This is a genomic window from Pseudarthrobacter sp. C1, from assembly GCF_034720455.1.
Taxonomy (GTDB): Bacteria; Actinomycetota; Actinomycetes; order Actinomycetales; family Micrococcaceae; genus Arthrobacter.
The window spans coordinates 375257-396828 of the sequence record NZ_JAYESK010000002.1 but is presented as its reverse complement, the minus strand read 5'-3'; the positions used below and the strand labels follow the sequence as shown (position 1 = coordinate 396828).

The window sequence follows — 21572 nt, the reverse complement described above, 5'->3', positions numbered from 1 at the left end:
GACAGCGGCCACCATCACGACATTCCTCCGATGATGGCGCCGGCCACCGTCATGGCCACGATGTCATGGCCGGAGTCGATCAGCGTGACGGCTGCCGGGCGCCCGGCGAAGCCGTTGTGGATGACGTGGCCGCCTGCCCTGAAGACGAGTCCCGCGACCAAGGCGAAAAAGCCGCCCGCCACGGCACTGTCCAGTCCGAGCCTGGTGATCAGGACAGCGAGCAGGACCGCCGTCAGGGCCGCGGCCGCCATCATCGGGACCCAGATGCCTGCCCCGCCGCTGATGTTCTTGAGATCGTCCTCCGTCCTGCCGATGGCGGCCATCCACCGGTTGCCCAGGACCGAGGGCATGTACCAGACAAAGCCGATGGCCATGGTCGCGACGAAGGCCAGCAGCACGGCGAGCCAGTTGATCTGTGAAACGTACGAGAGCCAGTCCATTCTGGAAATCCTAGCCGCCCGGGCGCGGACGTCAGGTGTTTGACGCCTTGGCCAGGCCGCTGATCAGCGGCTCGGTGCGGTAGGGGATATGGGTATGCAGGGCCAGTACGGTTTCGGTCCGGATCACGCCCTTGATCCTCAGGACCTGCCTCAGGGAGGACTGGAGGTTGTGGGTGTCCGTGGCTGCCACCCGGCACCAGACGTCGCCGCGTCCGGAGATTTCATGAACTTCCAGTACCTGCGGGATCAGTCGGAGTGCGGCCACCACGCCGTCCAGCTCCCGGTGCGAGACCTCGATCGTCACGAAGGCCACAACGTCATAGCCCACAGCCTCCAGGTCCACTTCGCGGCCGCCCGGCCTCAGTACTCCTGCCCGGATGAGGCGGCGCAGCCGCGTCTGGGCCGTGTTGCGGGCGATGCCCAGGGACTCGCTTAGTTCACCGACCTGGATCCGAGGGTCCCGGATGAGGGCCAGCAGGATCTTCAGGTCGGTGGCATCCAGATTGTTCATATTGTCATTCTGCATCACATGGCCGGGAAGATTTTGACGTTTTTGCGCAATAGGTCCGCAGATCTTCGAGCAATGGAGCAGAAGTACCGCATTCTTGTGCCATCGGATATCCATCCCGCGCCGGGCTCCCACAAGGTCCACCTGCCGCGGTAGAACCAAAAGGCGGCGCCACATGACGGTCTTCAGCGAACTCCGGATGCGTCCTGCCCCGGCTGCTGCCAGGGCGGGTTGGGATGCGTCCACCACGGCGCGCCTGGTGATGGCCGGCGCGGTCATTTTCGTCCTGCTGGTGGGCGCCAACCTCGCGACGCCGCTGTATCCGCTCCTGCAGGCGGAACTCGGGCTGTCCACGCTGGGCGTGACCGCCGCGTTTGCCAGCTATGTCCTGTCCCTGGTGGCCACGCTCATGCTGGCCGGGCACTGGTCGGACCACATCGGGCGCCGGGCTGCGCTCATCCTCGCGGTCGTCATCGGGCTGGCAGGCGGCTGGCTCTTTGCCGAGGCACAGACGCTCGCTGCCCTGTGCGCCGGGCGGGCGCTGCAGGGCGCAGCCGTTGCGCTGGCAACCGGGGCCAGTGCCGCAGCCCTCCGCGAGCTCCTCCCGACCCGTCCCGAGTGGGCATCCCGATTCACCTTGCTGGCGTCGTCCGGCGGAGTGGCGGCCGGACCGGTGATTGGCGGACTGCTGTCCCTCCTCCCTGGCCCGACCAGCGCACCCTACTACGTCCATTCGCTGGTCCTGGCCGGCCTCCTGGTGCCGCTGTACCTGCTTCATGCCCGCCCGGCGATCAATCCTCCGGCCTCCGCCAGGCCGCTGCAGGCACTGGCACCCCGCCGCCCTTCCGTAGCGCGGGAGGCGAGGGGCGCCTTCTGGCTCGCTGCCGGCGTCGGCTTCCTCAGCTTCGCTGTCTTCGGCTTCTGCCTATCGCTTGCACCCGGCTACTTTGCCCAGGTCCTGGCCACAGACTCCCGCCCCCTGGTCGGCGTGCTGGCCGGCCTGGCCCTGGGGTCCTCGGCGCTGAGCCAGCTGCTGACCCTTCGGGGCCGCTACGTGGTTCCGGCGGGGCTTGGCGTCCTGGGGGTTTCCGTGCTTCTCCTGGGGGCCGCGGGCGCCTGGGGGAATCCGCTGCTGCTCGTGGCAGCCGCCCTTGCGGCCGGGGTAGGGCAGGGCATCGCCTTCCGCACTGTCTTCAACGAGGTGGCGGCCAAGGTGGAGGCATCACGGCACGCCCAGATCGTCAGCACCGTCTATGTCATCACGTACCTGGGAAGCGCTGTGCCGGTCCTTGGCCTGGGCTGGGCCTCCGGCGTGGTCGGTGTGCCGGCCGCCATAGCGGGTTTCGTTCTGTTGTGCGGCGCGGCGGCGCTAATCCTCTCCGCCGTGACTTTCCGCCTCGCGGTCATCGGCCGCGGCGGTGCCGCTTAGTCCGTTCCGCAGGGCACTTACTCAGGCAGCGGCCCGTGATTGCCCTGGATGTGTTCGAACACCAGGGTGGTTTCCGTGTGCCCCACCACCGGATCAGTTGCCAGGTTGTCCAGCACCCAGTCCCGCAGGTCCTCGGTAGTGGCGACGGCGATGTGCAGCAGATAGTCCACGGAGCCTGAGGTGTGGAACGTGGACAGCACCGCGGGCAGGTGCGGCACCCGGGCAGTGAAGCGGTCAATCTGGTCGCGGTCGTGGGCGCGGAGGCGCACGGCAACCAATGCCTGCACGGACCGCCCGATGGCAGAAAGGCTGAGCTTGGCCTCGTAGCCCTGCACGATCCCGCGTTCGGACAGGGCGCGTGTCCGCATCAGGGCAGTGGAAGGGGCAATCCCGACGAGTTCCGCAAGCTGCTTGTTGGAGATCCGGGCATCAGCCACCAGCGCGGCCAGGAGCCGTTCGTCAATCGCATCCAGCGGCTCAAGGTGCGCTCCCGGCCTGGGATTCCTGGCGTTCGTGCTCACTGCAACTCCTCAATGGTCCTCTGTTCATCCTAGACCTGCGAATATGCGCTTTCGCGCTTGTACGGGCCGCGCAGCCGAATTTTTGCGCCGCCGCGTGATTGGCAGGGGCAGATAATTCGTGGCGCTGCCTGTTACGCGCGGGGTCCTTCTGCCCGGGGATGGACGACGGCGACAGCAGCCGCGGTGAGGCAGGCCAGGACCATGACTGCCGCGGCGAGCGCGTTCCAGCCGAGGGACTGGAAGGCCAGTCCGCCCGCCCAGCCGATGATGCTGGACCCCAGGTAGTAGGCGAGGTTGTACAGCGAGGCGGCCTGCGCCCGGCCGGTGCTGGCGAGGGCGCCGGTCCAGCCTGCCCCGATGCTGTGGGCGGCGAAGAAGCCGCCGGTAAACAGCACAAGGCCGGCGAGTATCAGGGGGAGGGCCTGCGTCAGCGTCAGGGCAAGGCCCGCCGTCGAAAGTGCCAGGCCGGCGAGCAGGACATTGCGACGCCCGAAGCGCAGGGTCAGCCCTGCGGACCAGCGTGAGGTGACGGTCCCGGACAGGTAGGCCAGGAAGATCAGGCTGATCAACGTTGCCGGCAGGCCGAACGGTTCGCCCGAAAGCCGGAACCCCAGGTAGTTGTAGACCGCCACGAACCCGCCCATCATCAGGAAGGCCTGGCCGTAGAGGACCAGCAAGCGGACATTCCGCAGGTGGCCGCCCAAGGTCCGGATGGCGCCGCGCAGCCCGGATGCAGGGGCGGAGACGAAGCCCCGGGCCCGCGGCACCAGGACCAGGAAGGCGACCGCGGCCAGCGTGGCAAGGAATGAAACAGCCAGTGCGGCGGCCCGCCAGCCCCACAGTTCACCGGCCGGCCCGGCCACCAGCCTGCCGGCAAGCCCGCCCAGCGTGGTGCCGGCAACATAGCTTCCCGCCGCCAGGGCCGTGTGCGCTTTGGTGACCTCCTCGTTGAGGTAGGCGATGGCAATGGCCGGGATGCCGCCCAGTGCCATGCCTTCTATAAGGCGGAGGGTGAGCAGCATGCCAAAGCTGGTGGACAAGGGAACCAGCAGCCCCAGGACGGTGGCCAATGAGATACCCCACGTCATCGCCCGGACCCGCCCTATGCGGTCCGCCAGGAAGGACCACGGGATCACCGTCACCGCAAGGCCCACGGTGGCCAGGGAGATGGTCAGGGCCGCCTCGGCCGCCGTCACCTGCAGGTCCGAGGCCAGGATCGGCAGGACGGCCTGGGTGGAATAGAGCTGCGCGAAGGTGGCAACACCCGCAAAGGAAAGGCCCGCGAGGATCCTGGCGTACGCCGTCGACCCCTTGGCATGACCTTCCCAACGAGGGGAAGGGCTGCTGCCGGCGGAACGGACGATGTGTGCCATCCGGCCAGCCTAGCTTTCACCCAATAGATGCCTCCAATGCATGCTTCGTGTAAAACTGATAGCCGATTTGCATGCTTTCCCAACTGGGTAGCGCTAAGTGTCGTTTTGAACGCCGAAAACGACACTTAGCGCTACCTACTTGGGCTCGCGCGGAGCAGGAAGGAGGCCGGCCCGTGGAACCGGACCAGAAACAGCTGGTGCAGTTGCTTCCGCTGCTGCCCCTGCTGGCCGAGCTGGGGCGGACCGAGCACGTCACGGAAACCGCGGAACTCCTTGGAGTGCCCCAGTCCACGGTGAGCCGGGCGCTGGCCCGGGCGAGCGCCGTCGTCGGTACCGAACTCCTGGTCAGGGACGGCAGGGGAGTCCGGCTGACGCCCGCGGCACGGACCCTGCTGCCCTACATTGAGCAGGCGCTGACGGCGTTCCAGGCAGGGTTGGACGTTGTGCGGGACGAGTCGGACGTGGCCCGGGGGAGGGTCTCCCTGTCGTTCCAGCACACTTTCGGTGAGGCGACGTTGCCGCTCCTGATCAGTGCTTTCCGGAGCAGGCACCCGGGCGCAGTTTTCACCCTGAGCCAGGGCGCCCGCAACGCGTGCCTTGACGAACTGGCGTCGGGCGAGTCCGATCTCGCCCTGACCGCACCGGTGGCGCCGCCGGGCCGGAACGTGTCCTCGGCGCCGCTGTACCGGGAGCCGCTCCGCCTGGTTGTGCACCACAGCCATCCCCTTGCCACGCGGCCGGCAGCCCGGCTTGCCGACATCAGGGGAGAGCCTTTTGTGGCGCTCGGGCCCGGATACGGGATGCGGTCGCTCACCGATGCCATGTTCCGCGAGGCCGGTTACCGGCCCCGCATCGCCTTCGAAAGCCAGGATTCTCACACGGTCCGCGGCCTGGTCTCGGCGGGCCTCGGAGTCAGCATCCTGCCGCCAGGCGGGGATGCCCCCGGACGGACGGTCAGCCCCGAAACCGGGAACCTCGGCTGGGTTGAGGTCCCGCTGGAGTCCGGCCTGGCTTTCCGCGAAGTGGGCCTGTCCTGGCGGCGGCGCAAGCCCGGGTCCGAACCCGTGCCGGTCCGGTTGTTCCGGGACATGGTGGTGACCGAAGGGCCCAGGCTCCTGGCCGGGCTGGTCAGGCAGCGGTCCCGCTGAAGCGCGAGCGCCCGAAAGTGAGGCGGCCGGGGTGTCCCGCCGCTCCGGCACCATTACCCTTGTGACGTGACCAACGCTGAAAACTCCTCCGCACTCCCGGCCCCCAGTCCACTCCGCGGCGCCATCATCGGGCTGGATATCGGCGGGACGAAGACCCACGGTGTCCGTTTTGAGGACGGGGCTCCGGTTGCGGATGAGTCGGCCGGCAGTTCCAATGTGCAGAACGTCAGCCGCGACGAGGCGGCCGCCAACCTTGCCGACCTGTTTGCACGCATCGGCGGGGGCCAGGTGTCGCAGGTGTACGCCGGTTCCGGCGGCATTGATACCGACGACGACGCCGCCGCCCTGGCGTCCCTGATCCAGCCGCATGTCCCCGGCGCCCGGGTCACCGTGGTCCACGATTCGCGCCTGCTGCTCGCGGCAGGCTACGCGAGCACCGGTGTTGCGGTGATTGCGGGCACCGGCTCTGCAGCCTGGGGCAGGAATGCGGACGGCGGCGAAGCGCGGGCTGGCGGCTGGGGCTACCTTCTGGGCGATGAAGGCAGCGGATACTGGCTGGGCCGCGAAGCGGTGCGGCACAGCCTCCGGCGGATGAACCAGGGCCTGCCGGTGGACGTCCTGACTGCGTCTCTTTTGCAGTCCTGCGGGGTGGACGATCCCAACCGGCTGATTGCGCTGTTCCATTCACCGAAAACCGGCCGGCGCTTCTGGGCGCAGCAGGCCCGGCTGGTAGTGGAGGCGGCGGCCGGCGGCCACCCGGAGAGCCAGGCCCTGCTGGACCAGGCAGGTGAAGACCTTTCAGCGCTGGCCCTGCAGGTGCTGGGCCTGCTTGGCATCACCGGGCCGGTGATCCTGGGCGGCGGACTGGGCATGAATGTTGCCCCGCTGCAGCACTCCTTCCGCCGCCGCCTCAAGGACGCGGGCGTGACCGACATCCGGGTGCTGGACCAGGAACCGGTGTTCGGTGTGCTGCAGTTGGTGGCCGAGCAGACCTGAGTGGATCAGTCGCCCCGGAGCCGTTTCCGGGGCGTGAGCCGCACGCCCGGCAGCGGCGGAGCAGGAATGCGGCCCGCCTCCGGTCCAGCGTCAGGACCGTGGCCGTGAACCACGCCGTACCGGGCTGCTGCCTCCTCCGTTTCGGGCAGTCCGGCCTGGGCTTCCCAGTCACTCCGTGCCTGCTCCACTTCGTCGTGGGTACGGCCAACGAAGTTCCACCACATCAGCAGTTCCTCCTGGAACGGCTCGCCTCCAATGAGGAGGAAGCGCGTCCCCGGGAGCGCCTGCACCTGGAGTTCCGTACGCCCGGTGCCCAGGTAGCCCAGCGGGCCGGGCGGAACCTCCTGGCCGTCCACCGCCAGGCCGCCGTCGAGCACCAGGATTCCGTGCTCGAAGCCGGCGTTGAGCGGCAACACCGCCGCTCCGCTGCACGAAACGTCCGCGCCCACGATCGGTGAGTACATCGTTGCCGGCGAGGTGACGCCGGCGAGTTCGCCCACCATGACGGTGGCCGTGAACCCCTGGCCGCCGGCCCGGGGAAGTTCTCGGTGCTGCTCGAAGGCCGGCTGCCGGTGCCGTTCACCCTCAGGCAGGGCCACCCAGAGCTGCAGGCCACGCTGAACCGGCAGGGCCTCCCCGGCAGGCGGCAGCACGGCGAACTCCGAGTGGGAGACGCCGTGGCCGGCCGTCATGATGTTCAGCTCGCCAGGCCGGACCACCACGTCGCTGCCCACGCTGTCGCGGTGCCGGATATGGCCGGCGAGGGGCCAGGTCACGGTCTGGAGGCCGATATGGGGATGCGGGAGCACGGACATCGCCGTCCGGTCAGGGCCGAAGCTGTCCAGGAAACACCACGCCCCGATGGTGGGGAGGCCGCGCTGCGGCAGCGTCCGCTGGACGTTCATGGCCCGGACGCCGCCGAGCGGCACTTCGCGTTGCGGCCACAGCTGCAGGCAAGGCCCGGATGTACCGTCCGCGCCTGCCGGCGGGCACACTTCCTGCTGGGGTGCTATTTCCAAGTTGGTCACGAATCCACTCTAGGCCGGACGAAGCACGTCGGGCACGGTTCCAGGTCTCCAGTTGTTCCGGCCGGAAAATGGGCTCCCATCCGGGCCGCTCCCGGCTCCGAATGGTTACAGTAGGGATTCCTTTGCCCGGATTCGGGATGCTGCAGGGTGTTGCCGGCCCCGGATTGGGTTACCGTAACTATCAGCGTCCTGATGACAATGTCGCGGTGCTTCCAGGAGCCCGTCCCAGAGAACAGGTAAGTCCGCACCATGGACCAGGCGATGATCGAGTTTGAGAGCGTTACCAAGCAGTACCAGGGCGGACAGCCGGCCGTGGACAACCTCTCCATGTCCATCAGCAAAGGCTCCATCACCGTTCTGGTTGGTCCGTCCGGCTGCGGCAAGACGACCACGCTGCGCATGATCAACAGGATGGTGGAGCCCACTTCCGGGACCATCACGGTGGGCGGCAGGGACGTGACCGCCGTCCCGGCAGCTGAACTGCGCCGCTCGATGGGCTACGTGATGCAGTCAGCAGGGCTGTTGCCGCACCGCTCGGTGCTGGACAACATCGCCACCGTTCCCCGGCTGAACGGCGTGTCCAAGTCCGAAGCCCGGCGGCGCGCCGAGGAACTCCTGGACGTTGTGGGCCTGGCCCGCCCGCTCGGCAGGCGCTACCCGTCGCAGCTCTCCGGCGGCCAGCAGCAGCGCGTGGGGGTAGCGCGTGCGCTCGCCGCCGATCCTCCCGTCCTGCTTATGGACGAACCTTTCAGCGCCGTGGACCCGGTGGTCCGCGATGAACTCCAGCAGGAACTGCTGCGGCTCCAGAAGGACCTGGCCAAGACCATCGTGTTCGTCACCCACGACATCGACGAGGCCACCGTCCTGGGGGACAAAGTGGCGGTCTTCGCGGTGGGCGGGAAGCTCGCCCAATACGCCACCCCTGAGGAAATCCTCCGCGCGCCGGCAAATGACTTCGTGGCCTCATTCGTGGGACGGGACCGTGGCTTCCGGCACCTGGGCTTCACCCCGTCCGACGGCGTCACCATCCATCCGGTGCCAACGCTCGTCCGCGGCCGCAGCGTCAACACGGATCCGGGCGCCGCCGACGGCTGGCAGCTGGTGGTGGACGAGGAGATGCGCCCGCTCGGCTGGTCCACTCCCGGCACTGACGAAGGCCTCATCCCCGGCGGTTCCCTGTTCCGCCCGGGGGAAAGCCTGCGCCGCGCGCTTGATGCCGCGCTTTCCTCGCCGTCGGGCCTGGGCGTGGCAGTGGATGGAGAGGGCAAGGTGATGGGCGTGATCCGCGGCGGAGAAGTGCTGGCCCTCATTGAAGAGGCACGCCAGCTCCGGCAGGCTGCACTCTGATGGAGTGGTTCCTCGCCAACAGCGGCATGGTCCTGGAGCGCGCCGGCCAGCATCTGGTGCTGGCCCTCGTCCCCATGGTCCTGGGGCTGGTCATCTCCATCCCCCTCGCGCAGCTGGCGCGGCAGAACCGGGCGCTCCGCTCGGTGCTGCTCACAGCCTCCTCGCTCCTGTACACCATTCCTTCGCTGGCGCTGTTCATCATCCTGCCCACCGTCCTGGGCACCAGGATCCTGGATCCGGTCAACGTGGTGGTGGCCCTGACCATCTATGCCGTTGCCCTGCTGGTCCGGGCCGCCCTGGACGCCTTCGATTCGGTCAGCCAGGACGTGAGCCAGGCCGCCGTCGCCATGGGGTTCAAGCCGTTGGCCCGGTTCCTCCGCGTGGACCTTCCGCTGTCCCTGCCGGTCCTGTTCGCAGGGCTCCGGGTGGTGTCGGTCAGCAACATCTCCCTTGTCAGCGTGGCAGCCCTGCTGGGCATCGGAAACCTGGGGATGCTGTTCACATCAGGACTGCAGCGGGGCTTCGTGACCGAAATCGTGGTGGGCATCATCGCCATCCTCATCCTTGCGCTGCTGATGGATGCGGTCCTGGTCCTGCTGGAACGCATCCTCACTCCATGGGAGCGGGCGGGGAAGCGGCCGGACCGGCAGCCGGAAGCGGGGACCGTTGGCGAGGCACTTGACCCGGCCCTCGGGCTGGCCCGGCCCAAGACGGGAGGCGGAAACGCATGAGCAACGTTTTCGCCGATACCTTCGCCTGGCTGGCCGACCCCCTGCACTGGACAGGAAGCGCCGGGATCCCCGCCCGGCTGGGCGAACACCTCCAGTACACCGGCCTGGTGATGCTGATCGCGGCCGCCATCGCCGTCCCCGTAGGCATGTATGTAGGCCACACCGGCAGGGGACGGGTTGCGGTGGTTGCGCTCGCCGGCGCGCTGCGTGCGCTGCCCACACTGGGCCTGCTGACGCTCTTTGTGCTGCTTGCCGGGATCGGGCTGATGCCCCCCATCTGGGCGCTGGTCATCCTCACTGTCCCGCCCCTGCTCGCGGGCACCTATGCCGGCATCTCCAGCGTGGACCGCAACGTGGTGGACGCCGCGCGTGCCATGGGCATGACCGAACTGCAGGTCCTCTTCCGGGCGGAGCTGCCCAACGCGCTCACCGTAATGTTCGGCGGCTTCCGCACCGGCGTGCTGCAGGTGATCGCCACGGTTTCCGTGGTGGCGTACATCAACCTGGGCGGCCTGGGCCGGTACCTTTTCGACGGACTGGTCCTCAGCGACTTCCCCCAGATGCTCGGCGGTTCCCTGCTCATCGCGGCGCTGGCGATCGCCGTCGACCTTGTCCTCTCCCTTTTCCAGAGGCTGTTCCTGGCAACAGGCGCCTCGGGGCAGTCCCGCCGCAGCCAGCAGGCTACGGCCGATCTCACAGACCCCGTCCTCACGGAGGCTGTGGTACCAGGAGGTAAATCATGAAAGAAAGCCGTCCATACCATCCCGGCAGGCGGGCATTCGGCGGCCTCGCCGCAGGACTCGGCCTGGCCATGGCGCTGTCTGCCTGCGGCGGATCCTCGGATCCACTGAGCAAGGCGCCGGCCAGCAGCGGAGCGGCCTCCGGGGGAGCAACATCCCTGGTGATTGGCTCAGCCGACTTCACCGAAAGCCAGATCATCGGCGAACTGTACGCCGGGGCGCTGAACGCGGCCGGCGTCACGGCCACCACCAAGCCCAACATCGGCTCCCGCGAGGTGTACTTCAAGGCAGTCCAGGACGGTTCCGTGGACGTCATTCCGGATTACACCGGCAACCTGCTGCTGCACGTGGACAAGGAAGCCTCCGAGGTGTCAGCGGAAGACATCGCCAAGGCGCTGCCGGACAAGCTGCCCGGCGGGCTGGCCATCCTGGAACCGGCCAAGGCAGAAGACAAGGACGCCATGGTGGTCACCAAGGCAACCGCCGAAAAGTACCAGCTGAAGTCCATTGAGGATCTGGCCAAGGTCTGCAGCGAGATCGTGGTTGGAGCTCCGGCCACCTTCGCTGAGCGCGCCTACGGCCTGCCGGGCCTGAAGAAGAACTACAACTGCGAGCCCAAGAAGCTGGAGCCGTTCAGTGACGGCGGCGGTCCCGTGACCCTGAAGGCACTCCTGGAGGACCAGGTGCAGGTGGCGGACATCTACACCACTACCCCGTCCATCGCGGACAACGATCTTGTGGTGCTCGAGGACCCCAAGAACAACTTCATTGCCCAGCAGGTGGTTCCGCTGTACAACGAGGCGAAGATGACGGACAAGGCGAAGGAAGCCCTCAACTCGGTGTCCCGCGTGCTGACCACCGAGGACCTGATCAACCTGAACAGGGCCGTCAGCGGCAGCCAGAAGCAGGGTGCCAAGGAAGCCGCGCAGGCGTGGCTGAAGGAAAAGGGCATCGTGAAGTAGCAACTGCATCGCGCCGCCATCGGTGCGATGGCTCAGCAGTACGACGGCGGCTGCCGGACCTTCGGAGGTCCGGCAGCCGCCGTCGTCCGTCCTGCCTGCCGGAACCCGCCGCACCGTGTGGCTGACGTCTCAGCTGCCGCCCATCCTTCCTGTGGCATATTTGAGGGATGGCAGAATTCAGGCAGTCCACGAAACTCAACAACGTGCTTTACGACATCCGTGGACCGATCCTCCAGGCCGCCCAGCAGATGGAAGCGGAGGGTCACCGGATCCTCAAGCTGAACATCGGAAACCCGGCGCCGTTCGGATTTGAAGCGCCGGACGCCATCCTGGTGGACATGATCCGCCACCTGCCGCATGCCCAGGGCTACAGTGACTCCCGCGGCATCTTTTCCGCCCGGACCGCAGTGTCGCAGTACTACCAGACCCGCGGCATCCAGAACATCCATGTGGACGACATCTATCTGGGCAACGGCGTCAGCGAGCTCATCACTATGTCCCTGATGGCCCTCCTTGACGATGGCGACGAGGTCCTGATCCCCACGCCGGACTACCCCCTCTGGACGGCCTCGGTGGCGCTGGCCAGCGGCAAGCCAGTCCACTACCTCTGCGACGAGGAGTCCGGGTGGCAGCCCGACCTGGAGGACATGGAAGCCAAGATCACGCCCCGCACCAAGGGCATTGTGGTGATCAACCCGAACAACCCCACCGGAGCCGTCTACCCGGAAGAGACGCTGAAGAAGATCGTGGCCCTCGCCGAGAAGCACGGCCTGGTCCTCTTTGCCGACGAAATCTACGAGAAGATCCTCTACGAGGACGCCGTCCACGTAAACCTTGCGGGGCTTACCGGCGACGACGTCCTGTGCCTCACCTTCAGCGGCCTGTCCAAGGCCTACCGGGTGTGCGGGTACCGGGCAGGCTGGATGGCCATTTCGGGGCCGAAGAAGGATGCAGCCGACTACCTGGAAGGCATTAGCCTCCTGGCCAACATGCGCCTCTGCGCCAACGTGCCTGCCCAGCATGCGATCCAGACAGCACTGGGCGGCTACCAGAGCATCAACGACCTGATCCTGCCGGGCGGGCGGCTGCTGGAGCAGCGCAACAAGGCGTACGACATGCTCAACGCCATTCCGGGCGTGAGTACCCAGCAGGCCCGGGGCGCCCTGTACCTCTTCCCGAAGCTCGACCCCGAGGTGTACCACATCCGTGACGACGAGAAGTTCGTCCTGGACCTCCTCAGGGAGCAAAAAATCCTGGTCTCCCACGGCCGGGCGTTCAACTGGGTGCGCCCGGACCACTTCCGCATGGTGACCTTGCCCAACGTCAAGGACATCGAGGAAGCCGTGGGCCGGATGGGGGACTTCCTAAGCAGGTACCAGGGGAACTAGCCTGTGTCCACGGGCACCCCGGACCCGTGGAACTTCGCTGAAAGGATTCCCATGCCCGACGCCGTTGGCTTCGACCAGCACCCCTCTGAAACCCTGCGGGCGGGGAAGGGGTTCCTGTTGAGCAAAGTCGATCCTGACGCCACCCCCGGCTACAGCGGCACCAAGGAGGACGGCCAGGCCCTGCTCGCCGAAATGGACAACGGACTGACGGAACTGCAGGAAAAGCTGTTCGCCGAGTCGCGGTTCGGCGGACGGAAGCGGATCCTGCTGATCCTCCAGGCCATGGACACCGCCGGCAAGGGCGGGATCGTCAACCACGTCATGGCCGCCATGAACCCCCAGGGCGTCCAGTTCAAAGCCTTCAAGGCGCCCACGGAGGAGGAAAAGTCCTACGACTTCCTGTGGCGCATCGAAAAGGAGGTGCCGGCCGCCGGGATGGTGGGTGTTTTTGACCGCTCACACTACGAGGACGTTCTGATCCACCGGGTGCGTGCCTGGGCGACTCCCGCGGAAATCAAGCGGCGGTACGTGGCCATCAACGAGTTCGAGACGCGGCTGACCGACTCCGGGACGAAGGTGGTCAAAGTCATGCTGCACATCAGCGGCGAGGAGCAGAAGCAGCGGCTGCTGGCCCGCCTGGACAACCCGGCCAAACACTGGAAGTACAGCCGGGGAGACCTGGAGGAGCGCGCCTTCTGGGACGACTACATGAGCGCCTACCAGGCGGCAATCGAGGAGACCAGCACCGCTGCAGCTCCCTGGCATGTTGTCCCGGCGAACAAGAAATGGTTTGCCAGGATTGCCGTCCAGCAGCTGCTCTTGGGCGCGCTCACTGACCTTAACCTTGAGTGGCCCAAAGCGGAGTTTGATGTAGCGATGGAACGGGAACTGGCCGCGCGCTCCTGAGCCCTTGCTGTCAGAGCGGCTGGTCGCGGGCGGCTGCCAGCCGCTTCCGGGCACCTTCCAGCCATTCCTCGCACCGGGCGGCCAGGGCTTCGCCCCGTTCCCAGAGCGCCAGGGATTCCTCAAGGCTGGCCCCGCCGGCCTCGAGCTTCCCCACCACCGCGATGAGCTGCTCGCGGGCCTCTTCGTAGCTCAGGGCCGCGATTCCGGCCCCTGCCGTCTGCTCAGTCATGTAGTTCTCCGGTTTCGGTAGTGGTCTCTTCAGGTGTTCCGGTGGAGGTTGCGCCGAAGCGGCCCTCCGCCACGCGGATGGACAGCGGGGCGCCGGCGGGAGCCTCAGCCGGGCGGCGGACCACAGCGTGGCCCGCGGCGCCTGACTGCGCAGCGCGCTTCGCGGCGAGTTCGACGACGGCGTACCCCCGGTCCAGGGTTTTCTGCGGCGACAGCGCCCGCACCTGCGCCTTCAGGTGGTCCAGTTGGTCAGCCGCGCGGACCACGGTGGAACTGACTGCGGCCGATGACCTCCTCAGCAGCCGCTCGATTTCTTCTGAACGGACGGTTACCAGTCCTTCCGGCGCAGCCAGCACGGGCCGTGAATGCAGGGACGCCAGCCGGTCCGATTCCCGGTCCACCAGCCGCTCGATGCACCGGCGCAGCTGCTCCCGGGCCTGGCGGACGCCCGCAAGTTCCTCGGAAACTTCCGGGACAATCCGCTTGGCGGCATCCGTGGGGGTAGATGCACGCAGGTCTGCGACGTCGTCGAGCAGTGGCCTGTCCGCCTCGTGGCCGATGGCACTCACCACCGGGGTAACGGCTGCTGCGACGGCGCGGATCAGTTCTTCACTGTTGAACGGCAGGAGGTCCTCCAGGGCGCCGCCGCCGCGGGCGATCACAATGACGTCCACCTCCGGCAGGGCGTCCAGGTCGCGCAGGGCACGGACCACCTGGGCGACGGCGGTGTTCCCCTGCACGGCCACCTCCCTGATTTCAAACTCAACCGCGGGCCAGCGCAGGGCGGCGTTGCGCAGGATGTCCTTTTTGGCATCCGAATCGCGCCCCGTGATGAGCCCGATGCGGTGCGGCAGCAGGGGAAGGGGTTTCTTGCGGGAGTCAGCGAAAAGGCCCTCGGCGGAGAGCGCCTGGCGCAGCCGTTCAATCCGGGCAAGGAGATCGCCCAGGCCCACCGGCCTGATGTCACGGACCAGCATGTTCAGCCGTCCGGTCTTGATCCAGAACTCCGGCTTCAGCAGGGCAACCACACGGGATCCGCGCTCCAGCGGCAGGTCCTGGCGTTCCAGTACCTTGGTCCAAACGGAGGCGGGCAGGGAAACTTCGGCGTCCACGTCCCGCAACGTGAGGTAGGCATTGGTGCCCCGGCGGTTCAGCTCGATGACCTGGCCCTCAACCCAAGCTGACGGCGTGCGGTCGATGTGCGCCTTGAGCTTCTGCGACAGCAACTGGAGCGGCCACGGATTGTCAGGGGTGGTTTCGGCGGCCGTGGCGGGCAGCGTGGTGGGCGCGGTGGATTGCTGGCCGGTGCCCGGGAGTGACGCCTGTTCAGACATGCGAACGCCCTCGCGGGGCTGGAGCTGCGGGCATGGGGTCCTTCGTCCGGTGTTTGGCTGCCTGGTGTCGGGCTGTGGGCTGAGGTCGGCGGTCATTCAACCTTATCCATAAGCTGTACCACCCGGGGCTGACAAAGAACCGCCGCCAAGCCTGCCTAGGATGGGATAACCCCACCAACGACGAAGGAACCGCCGTGCGAACTTTTGTTTCTGCTGCCGCCACCGTGCTGGCAGTCCTGCTGGCAGCCGTGGCAGTTCCGGCCATCTGGCTGGACCGCAACATCGTCCAGGAACAGGGCTTCGTGGAGTTGGCGGCCCCGCTCGCAACAAATTCAGCGTTCCAGCAGGAGCTGGCTGTAGCGGCGGTGGGCACCATCGACACCAGCGCCGTTCCCGGTTTCCTCTCCGACCTCGTCCAGCCGGTGCTGGAAGACGCGGCTTCGTCACTGACAGGCCTGCCGGGCTATCCAGCCGCGTGGGAGGAAACGCTGCGCAGGAGCCACCGGCTCAGCTTCGCCCCGGCAACGGACGACGGCGGGGCGGCCTCGGCTTCGTCCCTCACTTTGGACGTCGCCCCCTTGGTGGCGCTGGGCGCGGAGGAGATTTCGCGCACTACCAGGCTGCCCCTGGACCCACCTGAACAAACCCTGATCAACGTGGGCCAGCCTATGTACAAGGAGTGGACTGAACGGCTCACCACCTATGCGCCTGCGGGCTACCTGCTGGCTGGTGGATCCGCCGTAGCGCTGCTCCTTGCCCTGGTGGCTGCACGCCGCCGCTGGACAGTGCTGGCCGGGGCGGGCGCCGGCGCGCTGCTCCTGGCGGCTGCCTGGGCGGCGGGCTCACAGGCGGCGTCCGCCGCCGTCGTGTCCGCGGACAGCGGAAATGAAGTTGCCAACATGTTCCGGGACGAATTTGTGGCCGCCTCCGCGGCGGATTTCCAGGCCTGGACCCTGGCAGCGGCGGTCACCGGCGGCGTGCTGCTGGTGCTGGGCGTCGTGGCCGGGTTCACCTCGCGGAAGCCGCAGCGGGCAAACCGGTAGCATGGAGGAATGACCCCCTCAGCTGTTTCCCTTTCGATGCCCACCATCCCGCGTCGGCGCCGGTCACCTGAGGAAGTAGCTGCCGCAGCCCCGGTGCCGGGAACCAAGAAGGTGCTGCTCGCTGCTCCCCGCGGTTACTGCGCCGGCGTTGACCGCGCCGTCATCGCCGTGGAGAAGGCCCTGGAGCACTACGGTCCGCCGGTCTATGTGCGGAAGCAGATCGTCCACAACGTGCACGTGGTCAGCTCTTTGGAGGAACAGGGAGCCATCTTCGTCGACGAGACAGACGAAGTGCCCGAGGGTGCCCTGGTCATTTTCTCCGCCCACGGCGTCTCCCCGGCCGTGGTCCAGTCTGCCGAGGACCGCGGCCTGCGCACGATCGACGCCACCTGCCCCCTCGTTACCAAGGTGCATAAGGAGGCCGTCCGGTTTGCCAAGGACGATTTCGACATCCTGCTGATCGGCCATGACGGCCATGAGGAAGTGGAAGGCACGGCCGGCGAAGCACCGGAACACATCCAGATCATCAATGGTCCCCACGAGGTGGACAAGGTGACGGTCCGGGACCCGGAAAAGGTCATCTGGCTCTCGCAGACCACCCTGAGCGTTGACGAAACCATGGAGACGGTCCGGTTGCTCAAGCAGCGGTTTCCCACCCTGCAGGATCCGCCCAGCGACGACATCTGCTATGCCACCACCAACCGGCAGGTGGCCATCAAGAAGATCTCGCCGCAGGCAGACCTGGTCATCGTGGTGGGCTCGGCCAACTCCTCAAACTCCGTCCGTCTGGTGGAGGTGGCCCTCGAGTACGGGGCGAAGGCGTCGTACCGGGTCGATTTCGCCAACGAGGTCGACGAAACCTGGTTTGAAGGGGTTGCCACCGTCGGCGTGACGTCTGGAGCGTCCGTCCCGGAAGTGCTGGTGCAGGAGGTGCTGCGCCTGCTGGCCGACTACGGCTACGGAACCGTGGAGGAAGTCGTCACGGCGGAGGAAGACCTGCTCTTCTCGCTGCCCAAGGAACTCCGTGCCACCCTCAAGCAGGCCGGCGACGTCAGCCGCGCGCTCGGCGGGCGCCGGGCGCGCAGCTGATCACCGGGAAGCCCGCTGCTTACGCGGCTTCGTCATCGCTTTGGAGTTCCGGTGCAGCAAGGGCGCGCGGGGTGGCTTCCACCACCGGCGGCGCGGCAAGTCCGGACTCTTCCAGTGAGTTCAGTTTCCGGGCGGTAGGAAGGACACGCGCTTCCAGCGTCCCCACCATGGCGTTGTAGCGGTCCACGGATGACTTCAGCGACGACCCGAGTTTGGTGACGTTCTCGCCCAGGGTTCCCATCCGGTCGTACAGCTGCCGCGCCAGTTCGAACAGCTCCCGCGCACTGTCTGTCAGGACATCCTGACGCCACGTGAATGCCACCGACTTCAAGACGGCCAGGAGCGTGCTGGGCGAGGCCAGGACAACGTTCTTCGAGAGTGCGTGGTCAAGGAGGCCGGCATCGGCCATGAGGGCCGCGGCGAGAATTGACTCAGCCGGGATGAAGCAGATCACCAGTTCCGGGGAGTTGCCGGGAATGTCCCAGTACTTCTTATTGCCCAGGGAATCCACGTGTGCCCGCAGCGCTTTGGCATGGGCCTGCAGCAGCGCCTGCTGGCTGCGGTGGCCGTTGCTTGGGGCCGGACCGGCGGGGAAGGCGCTGGAACCACCCGCGGTGCGGACGTCCGGGCCCAGTTCCTGGGCTTCCAGGTAGGAGGACAGCGGAACCTTGGCGTCGACCACCAGCTGCTTTTCACCGGGCAGCTGCACCACCAGGTCCGGCCGCACGCTGGAATCGCCCCCGGGACTGTGGACCTGTTCCACGAAGTCCACGTGCCGGAGCATCCCGGACACTTCCACCACGCGCCGCAGCTGGACTTCGCCCCACTGCCCCCGCGCGCTGTTGGACCGGAGTGCGGACTCCAGCGCATGGGTGGAACGGATCAGCTGTTCATCCGAGAGCCGGGCTTCCTGAAGCTGCTGGGCAAGCTGGCCGTACTGTTCCACCCGGTCACGCTCAAGCAGCGCAACCTGCTGCTGAACGGCCGTCAGTTTCTCCGCCACCGGGGCAAGCGCCCGCAGCACGCTGCCGTCCTGGGACCTGGCTTCACCCAACTCCCTGTTCTGTGCCGCCAAAAGGCGCCGCTCGGCGTCGGCCGCGGCGAACTGCGCACTGACCTCTGAAAGCCGGGACGATACGGCGTCGAAATCCTCCTCCAGGCCCTTGGCGCTTCTCCGAAGCACAAAGAACGCAGCCGCCGCACCCGCGAAGGCGCCCAGCAGCAGCATAAACAAAGCAAGAATTAAGGCGAAAGCATCCATGCCCTCACTGTCGCACGGGGCTGTGACATTTTGCCGAAGCGACATTTCCCCTGGCGTGCACAGGGCTCCCCGGCCGTTACTGTGCGTGGACGCCCTGCGGGTAGAATCAATACTCGTGGCTCTTACTATTGGCATCGTCGGACTGCCCAACGTCGGCAAATCAACTCTCTTCAACGCACTCACCCGCAACCAGGTCCTGGCCGCGAACTACCCGTTCGCCACCATCGAACCCAACGTCGGCGTCGTGAACCTGCCCGACCCCCGCCTTCAGAAGCTGGCCGATATCTTCGGCTCGCAGCGCCTGCTGCCCGCGCCGGTGTCCTTCGTGGACATTGCCGGCATCGTCAAGGGCGCGTCCGAGGGTGAGGGCCTCGGTAACAAGTTCCTGGCCAACATCCGCGAGGCCGAAGCTATCGCCCAGGTGGTGCGCGTGTTCGATGACCCGGATGTCATCCACGTGGACGGCAAGGTGGACCCCCGTTCCGACATGGAAACCATCAACACCGAACTGATCCTCGCCGATCTGCAGACCATCGAGAACGCCATTCCGCGGATCGAAAAGGAAGTCAAGATCAAGAAGCGGGAGGCTGCCGAGCTTGCCGCCATCAAGGCAGCCCAGGTGGTCCTGGAGCGCGGCGACACCATTTTCTCTTCGATTGAGAGCGACACGCTGGAAATGGAACACCTCAAGGAGCTCGGCCTCCTGACGGCCAAGCCGTTCATTTACGTCTTCAACGCCGACGAAGCCATCCTGGGCAGCCCGGAAAAGCAGGAAGAACTGCGGGCCATGGTTGCCCCGGCCGACGCCGTTTTCCTTGACGCCAAGCTCGAAGCCGACCTCGTGGAGCTCGATGAGGAAGAGGCCCGCGAAATGCTGGAGATGAACGGCCAGGACGAATCCGGCCTGGACCAGTTGGCGCGCGTCGGGTTCCACACCCTGGGATTGCAGACCTACCTCACGGCAGGCCCCAAGGAAACCCGTGCCTGGACCATCCGTCAGGGGGATACTGCACCGCAGGCAGCAGGGGTAATCCACTCCGACTTCCAGCGCGGATTCATCAAGGCCGAGGTGGTGTCCTTCAACGACCTCATCGAGGCCGGATCCATGGCTGAGGCCAAGGCCCGCGGTAAGGTCAGGATTGAGGGCAAGGAATACGTCATGGCCGACGGCGACGTTGTGGAGTTCCGCTTCAACGTCTGATCCGGCGGACGCCTTATCCTGAATAAAGGGCGTGATCCTGGCGATTCCAGGAGCCCCTCCCGCAGAAGCAAACAAGGAGGCGGCATGCCGGTCAGGCGTCTGATGCAGTACATCACCGCGGCGGTCGCGGCTGCCATGGTCCTGTCGGGCTGCTCCGGCAGTCAAGGCAGCGCACCCGTGGTGGTGGGGGAGGCCAAACGCGGCGGCAGCGTCACCGTCGCTGAGGTCAACGCCTTCTCGTCCTTCAACCCGTACAGTGCGGACGGGAACACCGATATCAACTCCAAAATCGGCCACATCACCCATTCGGGCTTCTACTACCTCGATGATGCCGCCAAGGTGGTGCGGAACGAAAAGTTCGGGCGCTTCGAGAAGGTTTCGGACCAGCCGCTCAAGGTGCGGTATACCGTCAACGAGGGCGTCACGTGGTCCGACGGCGAAGCGATCGACGCCGGCGACCTCCTTCTCAGCTGGGCCGCGGGTTCGGGGTATTTTGACGATGCCGACCCCCTGGCGGGGACGGGCACCAAATACTTTTCCACTGCCTCCGACACCAGCGGCCTCGCCGGCACCGTGCTCCCCGAAATCGGGGCGGACGGCCGGTCCATCACCCTGGAGTACACCGTGCCCTTCGCCGACTGGGAAGTGGCGTTCGACGTCGGACTGCCGGCGCACGTCGTTGCAGCCAAAGGTGGCCTCAACGACGAAGAAGACCTGATCGACCTGATCAGGAACTCACCCCGCGGGGACGAGGAAAAGCCGGCCCTGAACGCACCGCTGAAGCAGGTCAGCGACTTCTGGAACTCCGGATTCGACTCCAAGGGCCTTCCCGGGGATCCTGCCGTGTTCCTTTCCAGCGGCCCGTACATCGTGCGTGAGATCATCCCGGAAGTCTCCATGAAACTCGTCCGGAACCGTGACTACGTCTGGGGGCAGGAACCATGGCTGGATGAAATCAACGTGCGCTTCACCGGCTCCGTTCCTACGGCAGTCGATGCGCTCCGGAACAGCCAGGCCGACATCATTTCCCCGCAGCCTTCCGCCGACACCGAGGAGCTCCTTGCAGGACTGGCTGGCCAGGGCATCACCATTGAACGGTACAACCAGTCCGGCTACGACCACCTGGACCTCAACTTCTCCGGGCCTTTCCTGGACGACAACGTCCGCCGCGCGTTTCTCAAAGCGGTTCCCCGGCAGGCCATCGTCGACGCCGTGGTGGGGGACCTGCTGCCGGACGCGAAGCCCTTGGATTCCCACGTTTTCCTGCCTGCCCAGCCCAAGTACAACGACACCGTGAAGAACAACGGCTCGGCCGATTACGCCGAAGTCGACATCGAAGGGGCGAAGGCGCTCCTGGAGGGCGAAACCCCCACCGTCCGGATCCTGTACAACCGCGACAACCCCAACCGCGCCAAAGCGTTTGCCCTGATCCGCGACTCGGCAGCGCGGGCAGGGTTCCAGGTGGTTGACGGCGGGCAGGCAAGTGCGGACTGGGCACGGTCACTCGGGGGCGGGGGCTACGATGCCGCGCTGCTCGGATGGATCGGCACGGGTGCAGGCGTCAGCCGTGTCCCCCAAATCTTCCGCACCGGCGCGGGCAGCAACTTCAACGGTTTCTCCGACGGCGACGCGGACAAGGCGATGGAGCAGCTTGCCGGAACAACCGATCTGGGCAAGCAGGATGAACTCCTGGCGGAGATCGACAGGCAGATCTGGGAGAGCGCCTATGGTCTCCCGCTGTACCAGACGATTGGTACCACTGCCTTCAACGCCCGGGTTGCCGGCGTCAAGACCAGTTCAGGTCCGTTGGGCATCTGGTGGAACGTGTGGGATTGGCGGCTGGCCAACCCGTCATGACGCCGGAGCGCGGGAGAGGCAGCTCCCGGTTGTCCCGATTCG

The 21572-nt window shown here is 66.5% G+C and carries 21 protein-coding genes; 13 read left to right on the top strand and 8 right to left on the bottom strand.

Going from position 1 to position 21572, the window contains the following annotated elements; all coding sequences use genetic code 11:
• Window positions 1–14: 14 nt before the first annotated feature.
• Both U7114_RS04480 and U7114_RS04475 read right to left on the bottom strand, forming a co-directional pair.
• Window positions 15–440 (bottom strand): DUF1761 domain-containing protein, encoded by a 426-nt coding sequence (locus U7114_RS04480; protein ID WP_323056630.1) that lies wholly within the window; start codon window positions 438–440, stop codon window positions 15–17.
• 31 nt (window positions 441–471) lie between these two features.
• Window positions 472–951, bottom strand: a complete 480-nt coding sequence (locus tag U7114_RS04475) for an Lrp/AsnC family transcriptional regulator (protein ID WP_157241672.1) — start codon at window positions 949–951, stop codon at window positions 472–474.
• A gap of 172 nt (window positions 952–1123) precedes the next feature.
• Between U7114_RS04475 and U7114_RS04470 the strand changes: the two genes are divergently transcribed.
• Window positions 1124–2377, top strand: coding sequence for an MFS transporter (locus U7114_RS04470; RefSeq protein WP_323056629.1), 1254 nt, complete (start codon window positions 1124–1126; stop codon window positions 2375–2377).
• Window positions 2378–2394: 17 nt separating this feature from the next.
• Here U7114_RS04470 and U7114_RS04465 read toward each other — a convergent pair whose 3' ends face one another.
• Window positions 2395–2898 carry an Lrp/AsnC family transcriptional regulator gene (locus U7114_RS04465; RefSeq protein ID WP_321214012.1) on the bottom strand — a complete coding sequence of 168 codons (504 nt, stop codon included), beginning with the start codon at window positions 2896–2898 and terminating at the stop codon, window positions 2395–2397.
• A 131-nt stretch (window positions 2899–3029) separates the two neighbouring features.
• Window positions 3030–4271, bottom strand: a complete 1242-nt coding sequence (locus U7114_RS04460; RefSeq protein WP_321214011.1) for an MFS transporter — start codon at window positions 4269–4271, stop codon at window positions 3030–3032.
• A 173-nt stretch (window positions 4272–4444) separates the two neighbouring features.
• Between U7114_RS04460 and U7114_RS04455 the strand changes: the two genes are divergently transcribed.
• Window positions 4445–5419: a LysR family transcriptional regulator gene (locus U7114_RS04455; RefSeq protein WP_323056628.1), complete on the top strand. Its 975-nt coding sequence runs from the start codon at window positions 4445–4447 to the stop codon at window positions 5417–5419.
• Between the two features lie 66 nt (window positions 5420–5485).
• Window positions 5486–6415 carry an N-acetylglucosamine kinase gene (locus U7114_RS04450; RefSeq protein ID WP_323056627.1) on the top strand — a complete coding sequence of 310 codons (930 nt, stop codon included), beginning with the start codon at window positions 5486–5488 and terminating at the stop codon, window positions 6413–6415.
• Between the two features lie 5 nt (window positions 6416–6420).
• Here U7114_RS04450 and U7114_RS04445 read toward each other — a convergent pair whose 3' ends face one another.
• On the bottom strand, window positions 6421–7443 hold the full coding sequence (locus tag U7114_RS04445) for a pirin family protein (protein ID WP_321214008.1): 1023 nt from the start codon (window positions 7441–7443) through the stop codon (window positions 6421–6423).
• A gap of 249 nt (window positions 7444–7692) precedes the next feature.
• Between U7114_RS04445 and U7114_RS04440 the strand changes: the two genes are divergently transcribed.
• The 6 genes from U7114_RS04440 (at window position 7693) to U7114_RS04415 (ending at window position 13517) form a co-directional block, all read left to right on the top strand.
• On the top strand, window positions 7693–8790 hold the full coding sequence (locus U7114_RS04440) for an ABC transporter ATP-binding protein (protein ID WP_157241675.1): 1098 nt from the start codon (window positions 7693–7695) through the stop codon (window positions 8788–8790).
• Window positions 8790–9521 carry an ABC transporter permease gene (locus U7114_RS04435; RefSeq protein WP_157241676.1) on the top strand — a complete coding sequence of 244 codons (732 nt, stop codon included), beginning with the start codon at window positions 8790–8792 and terminating at the stop codon, window positions 9519–9521. The genes U7114_RS04440 and U7114_RS04435 overlap by 1 nt, the downstream gene beginning before the upstream one ends.
• The gene (locus tag U7114_RS04430; RefSeq protein ID WP_157241677.1) at window positions 9518–10264 is read left to right on the top strand and encodes an ABC transporter permease; all 747 of its coding nucleotides are present in this window, start codon (window positions 9518–9520) and stop codon (window positions 10262–10264) included. Before U7114_RS04435 ends, U7114_RS04430 begins: the two co-directional genes overlap by 4 nt.
• Window positions 10261–11223, top strand: a complete 963-nt coding sequence (locus U7114_RS04425; RefSeq protein WP_157241678.1) for an ABC transporter substrate-binding protein — start codon at window positions 10261–10263, stop codon at window positions 11221–11223. Before U7114_RS04430 ends, U7114_RS04425 begins: the two co-directional genes overlap by 4 nt.
• 167 nt (window positions 11224–11390) lie before the next feature.
• Window positions 11391–12611, top strand: a complete 1221-nt coding sequence (locus U7114_RS04420) for a pyridoxal phosphate-dependent aminotransferase (protein ID WP_157241679.1) — start codon at window positions 11391–11393, stop codon at window positions 12609–12611.
• Window positions 12612–12662: 51 nt separating this feature from the next.
• A complete protein-coding gene (locus U7114_RS04415; RefSeq protein ID WP_157241680.1) occupies window positions 12663–13517 on the top strand; it encodes a polyphosphate kinase 2 family protein in 855 nt (284 codons plus the stop codon).
• Window positions 13518–13527: 10 nt separating this feature from the next.
• Here U7114_RS04415 and U7114_RS04410 read toward each other — a convergent pair whose 3' ends face one another.
• Window positions 13528–13746, bottom strand: a complete 219-nt coding sequence (locus U7114_RS04410) for an exodeoxyribonuclease VII small subunit (RefSeq protein ID WP_321214006.1) — start codon at window positions 13744–13746, stop codon at window positions 13528–13530.
• Window positions 13739–15079 (bottom strand): exodeoxyribonuclease VII large subunit, encoded by a 1341-nt coding sequence (gene xseA, locus U7114_RS04405; protein ID WP_157241682.1) that lies wholly within the window; start codon window positions 15077–15079, stop codon window positions 13739–13741. The genes U7114_RS04410 and xseA overlap by 8 nt, the downstream gene beginning before the upstream one ends.
• A gap of 194 nt (window positions 15080–15273) precedes the next feature.
• Between xseA and U7114_RS04400 the strand changes: the two genes are divergently transcribed.
• Together U7114_RS04400 and U7114_RS04395 are read left to right on the top strand one after the other, a co-directional pair.
• Window positions 15274–16122, top strand: coding sequence for a hypothetical protein (locus U7114_RS04400; protein ID WP_321214005.1), 849 nt, complete (start codon window positions 15274–15276; stop codon window positions 16120–16122).
• 9 nt (window positions 16123–16131) lie between these two features.
• Window positions 16132–17211: a 4-hydroxy-3-methylbut-2-enyl diphosphate reductase gene (locus tag U7114_RS04395; RefSeq protein WP_157241683.1), complete on the top strand. Its 1080-nt coding sequence runs from the start codon at window positions 16132–16134 to the stop codon at window positions 17209–17211.
• Window positions 17212–17230: 19 nt separating this feature from the next.
• Here the strand turns inward: U7114_RS04395 and U7114_RS04390 are convergent, their stop codons facing one another.
• Window positions 17231–18472, bottom strand: a complete 1242-nt coding sequence (locus tag U7114_RS04390) for a DNA recombination protein RmuC (protein ID WP_157241684.1) — start codon at window positions 18470–18472, stop codon at window positions 17231–17233.
• Window positions 18473–18587: 115 nt separating this feature from the next.
• Between U7114_RS04390 and ychF the strand changes: the two genes are divergently transcribed.
• Both ychF and U7114_RS04380 read left to right on the top strand, forming a co-directional pair.
• Window positions 18588–19673 carry a redox-regulated ATPase YchF gene (gene ychF / locus U7114_RS04385; RefSeq protein ID WP_323056626.1) on the top strand — a complete coding sequence of 362 codons (1086 nt, stop codon included), beginning with the start codon at window positions 18588–18590 and terminating at the stop codon, window positions 19671–19673.
• A gap of 84 nt (window positions 19674–19757) precedes the next feature.
• On the top strand, window positions 19758–21530 hold the full coding sequence (locus U7114_RS04380; protein WP_321214002.1) for an ABC transporter family substrate-binding protein: 1773 nt from the start codon (window positions 19758–19760) through the stop codon (window positions 21528–21530).
• The last annotated feature ends 42 nt before the right edge of the window (window positions 21531–21572 follow it).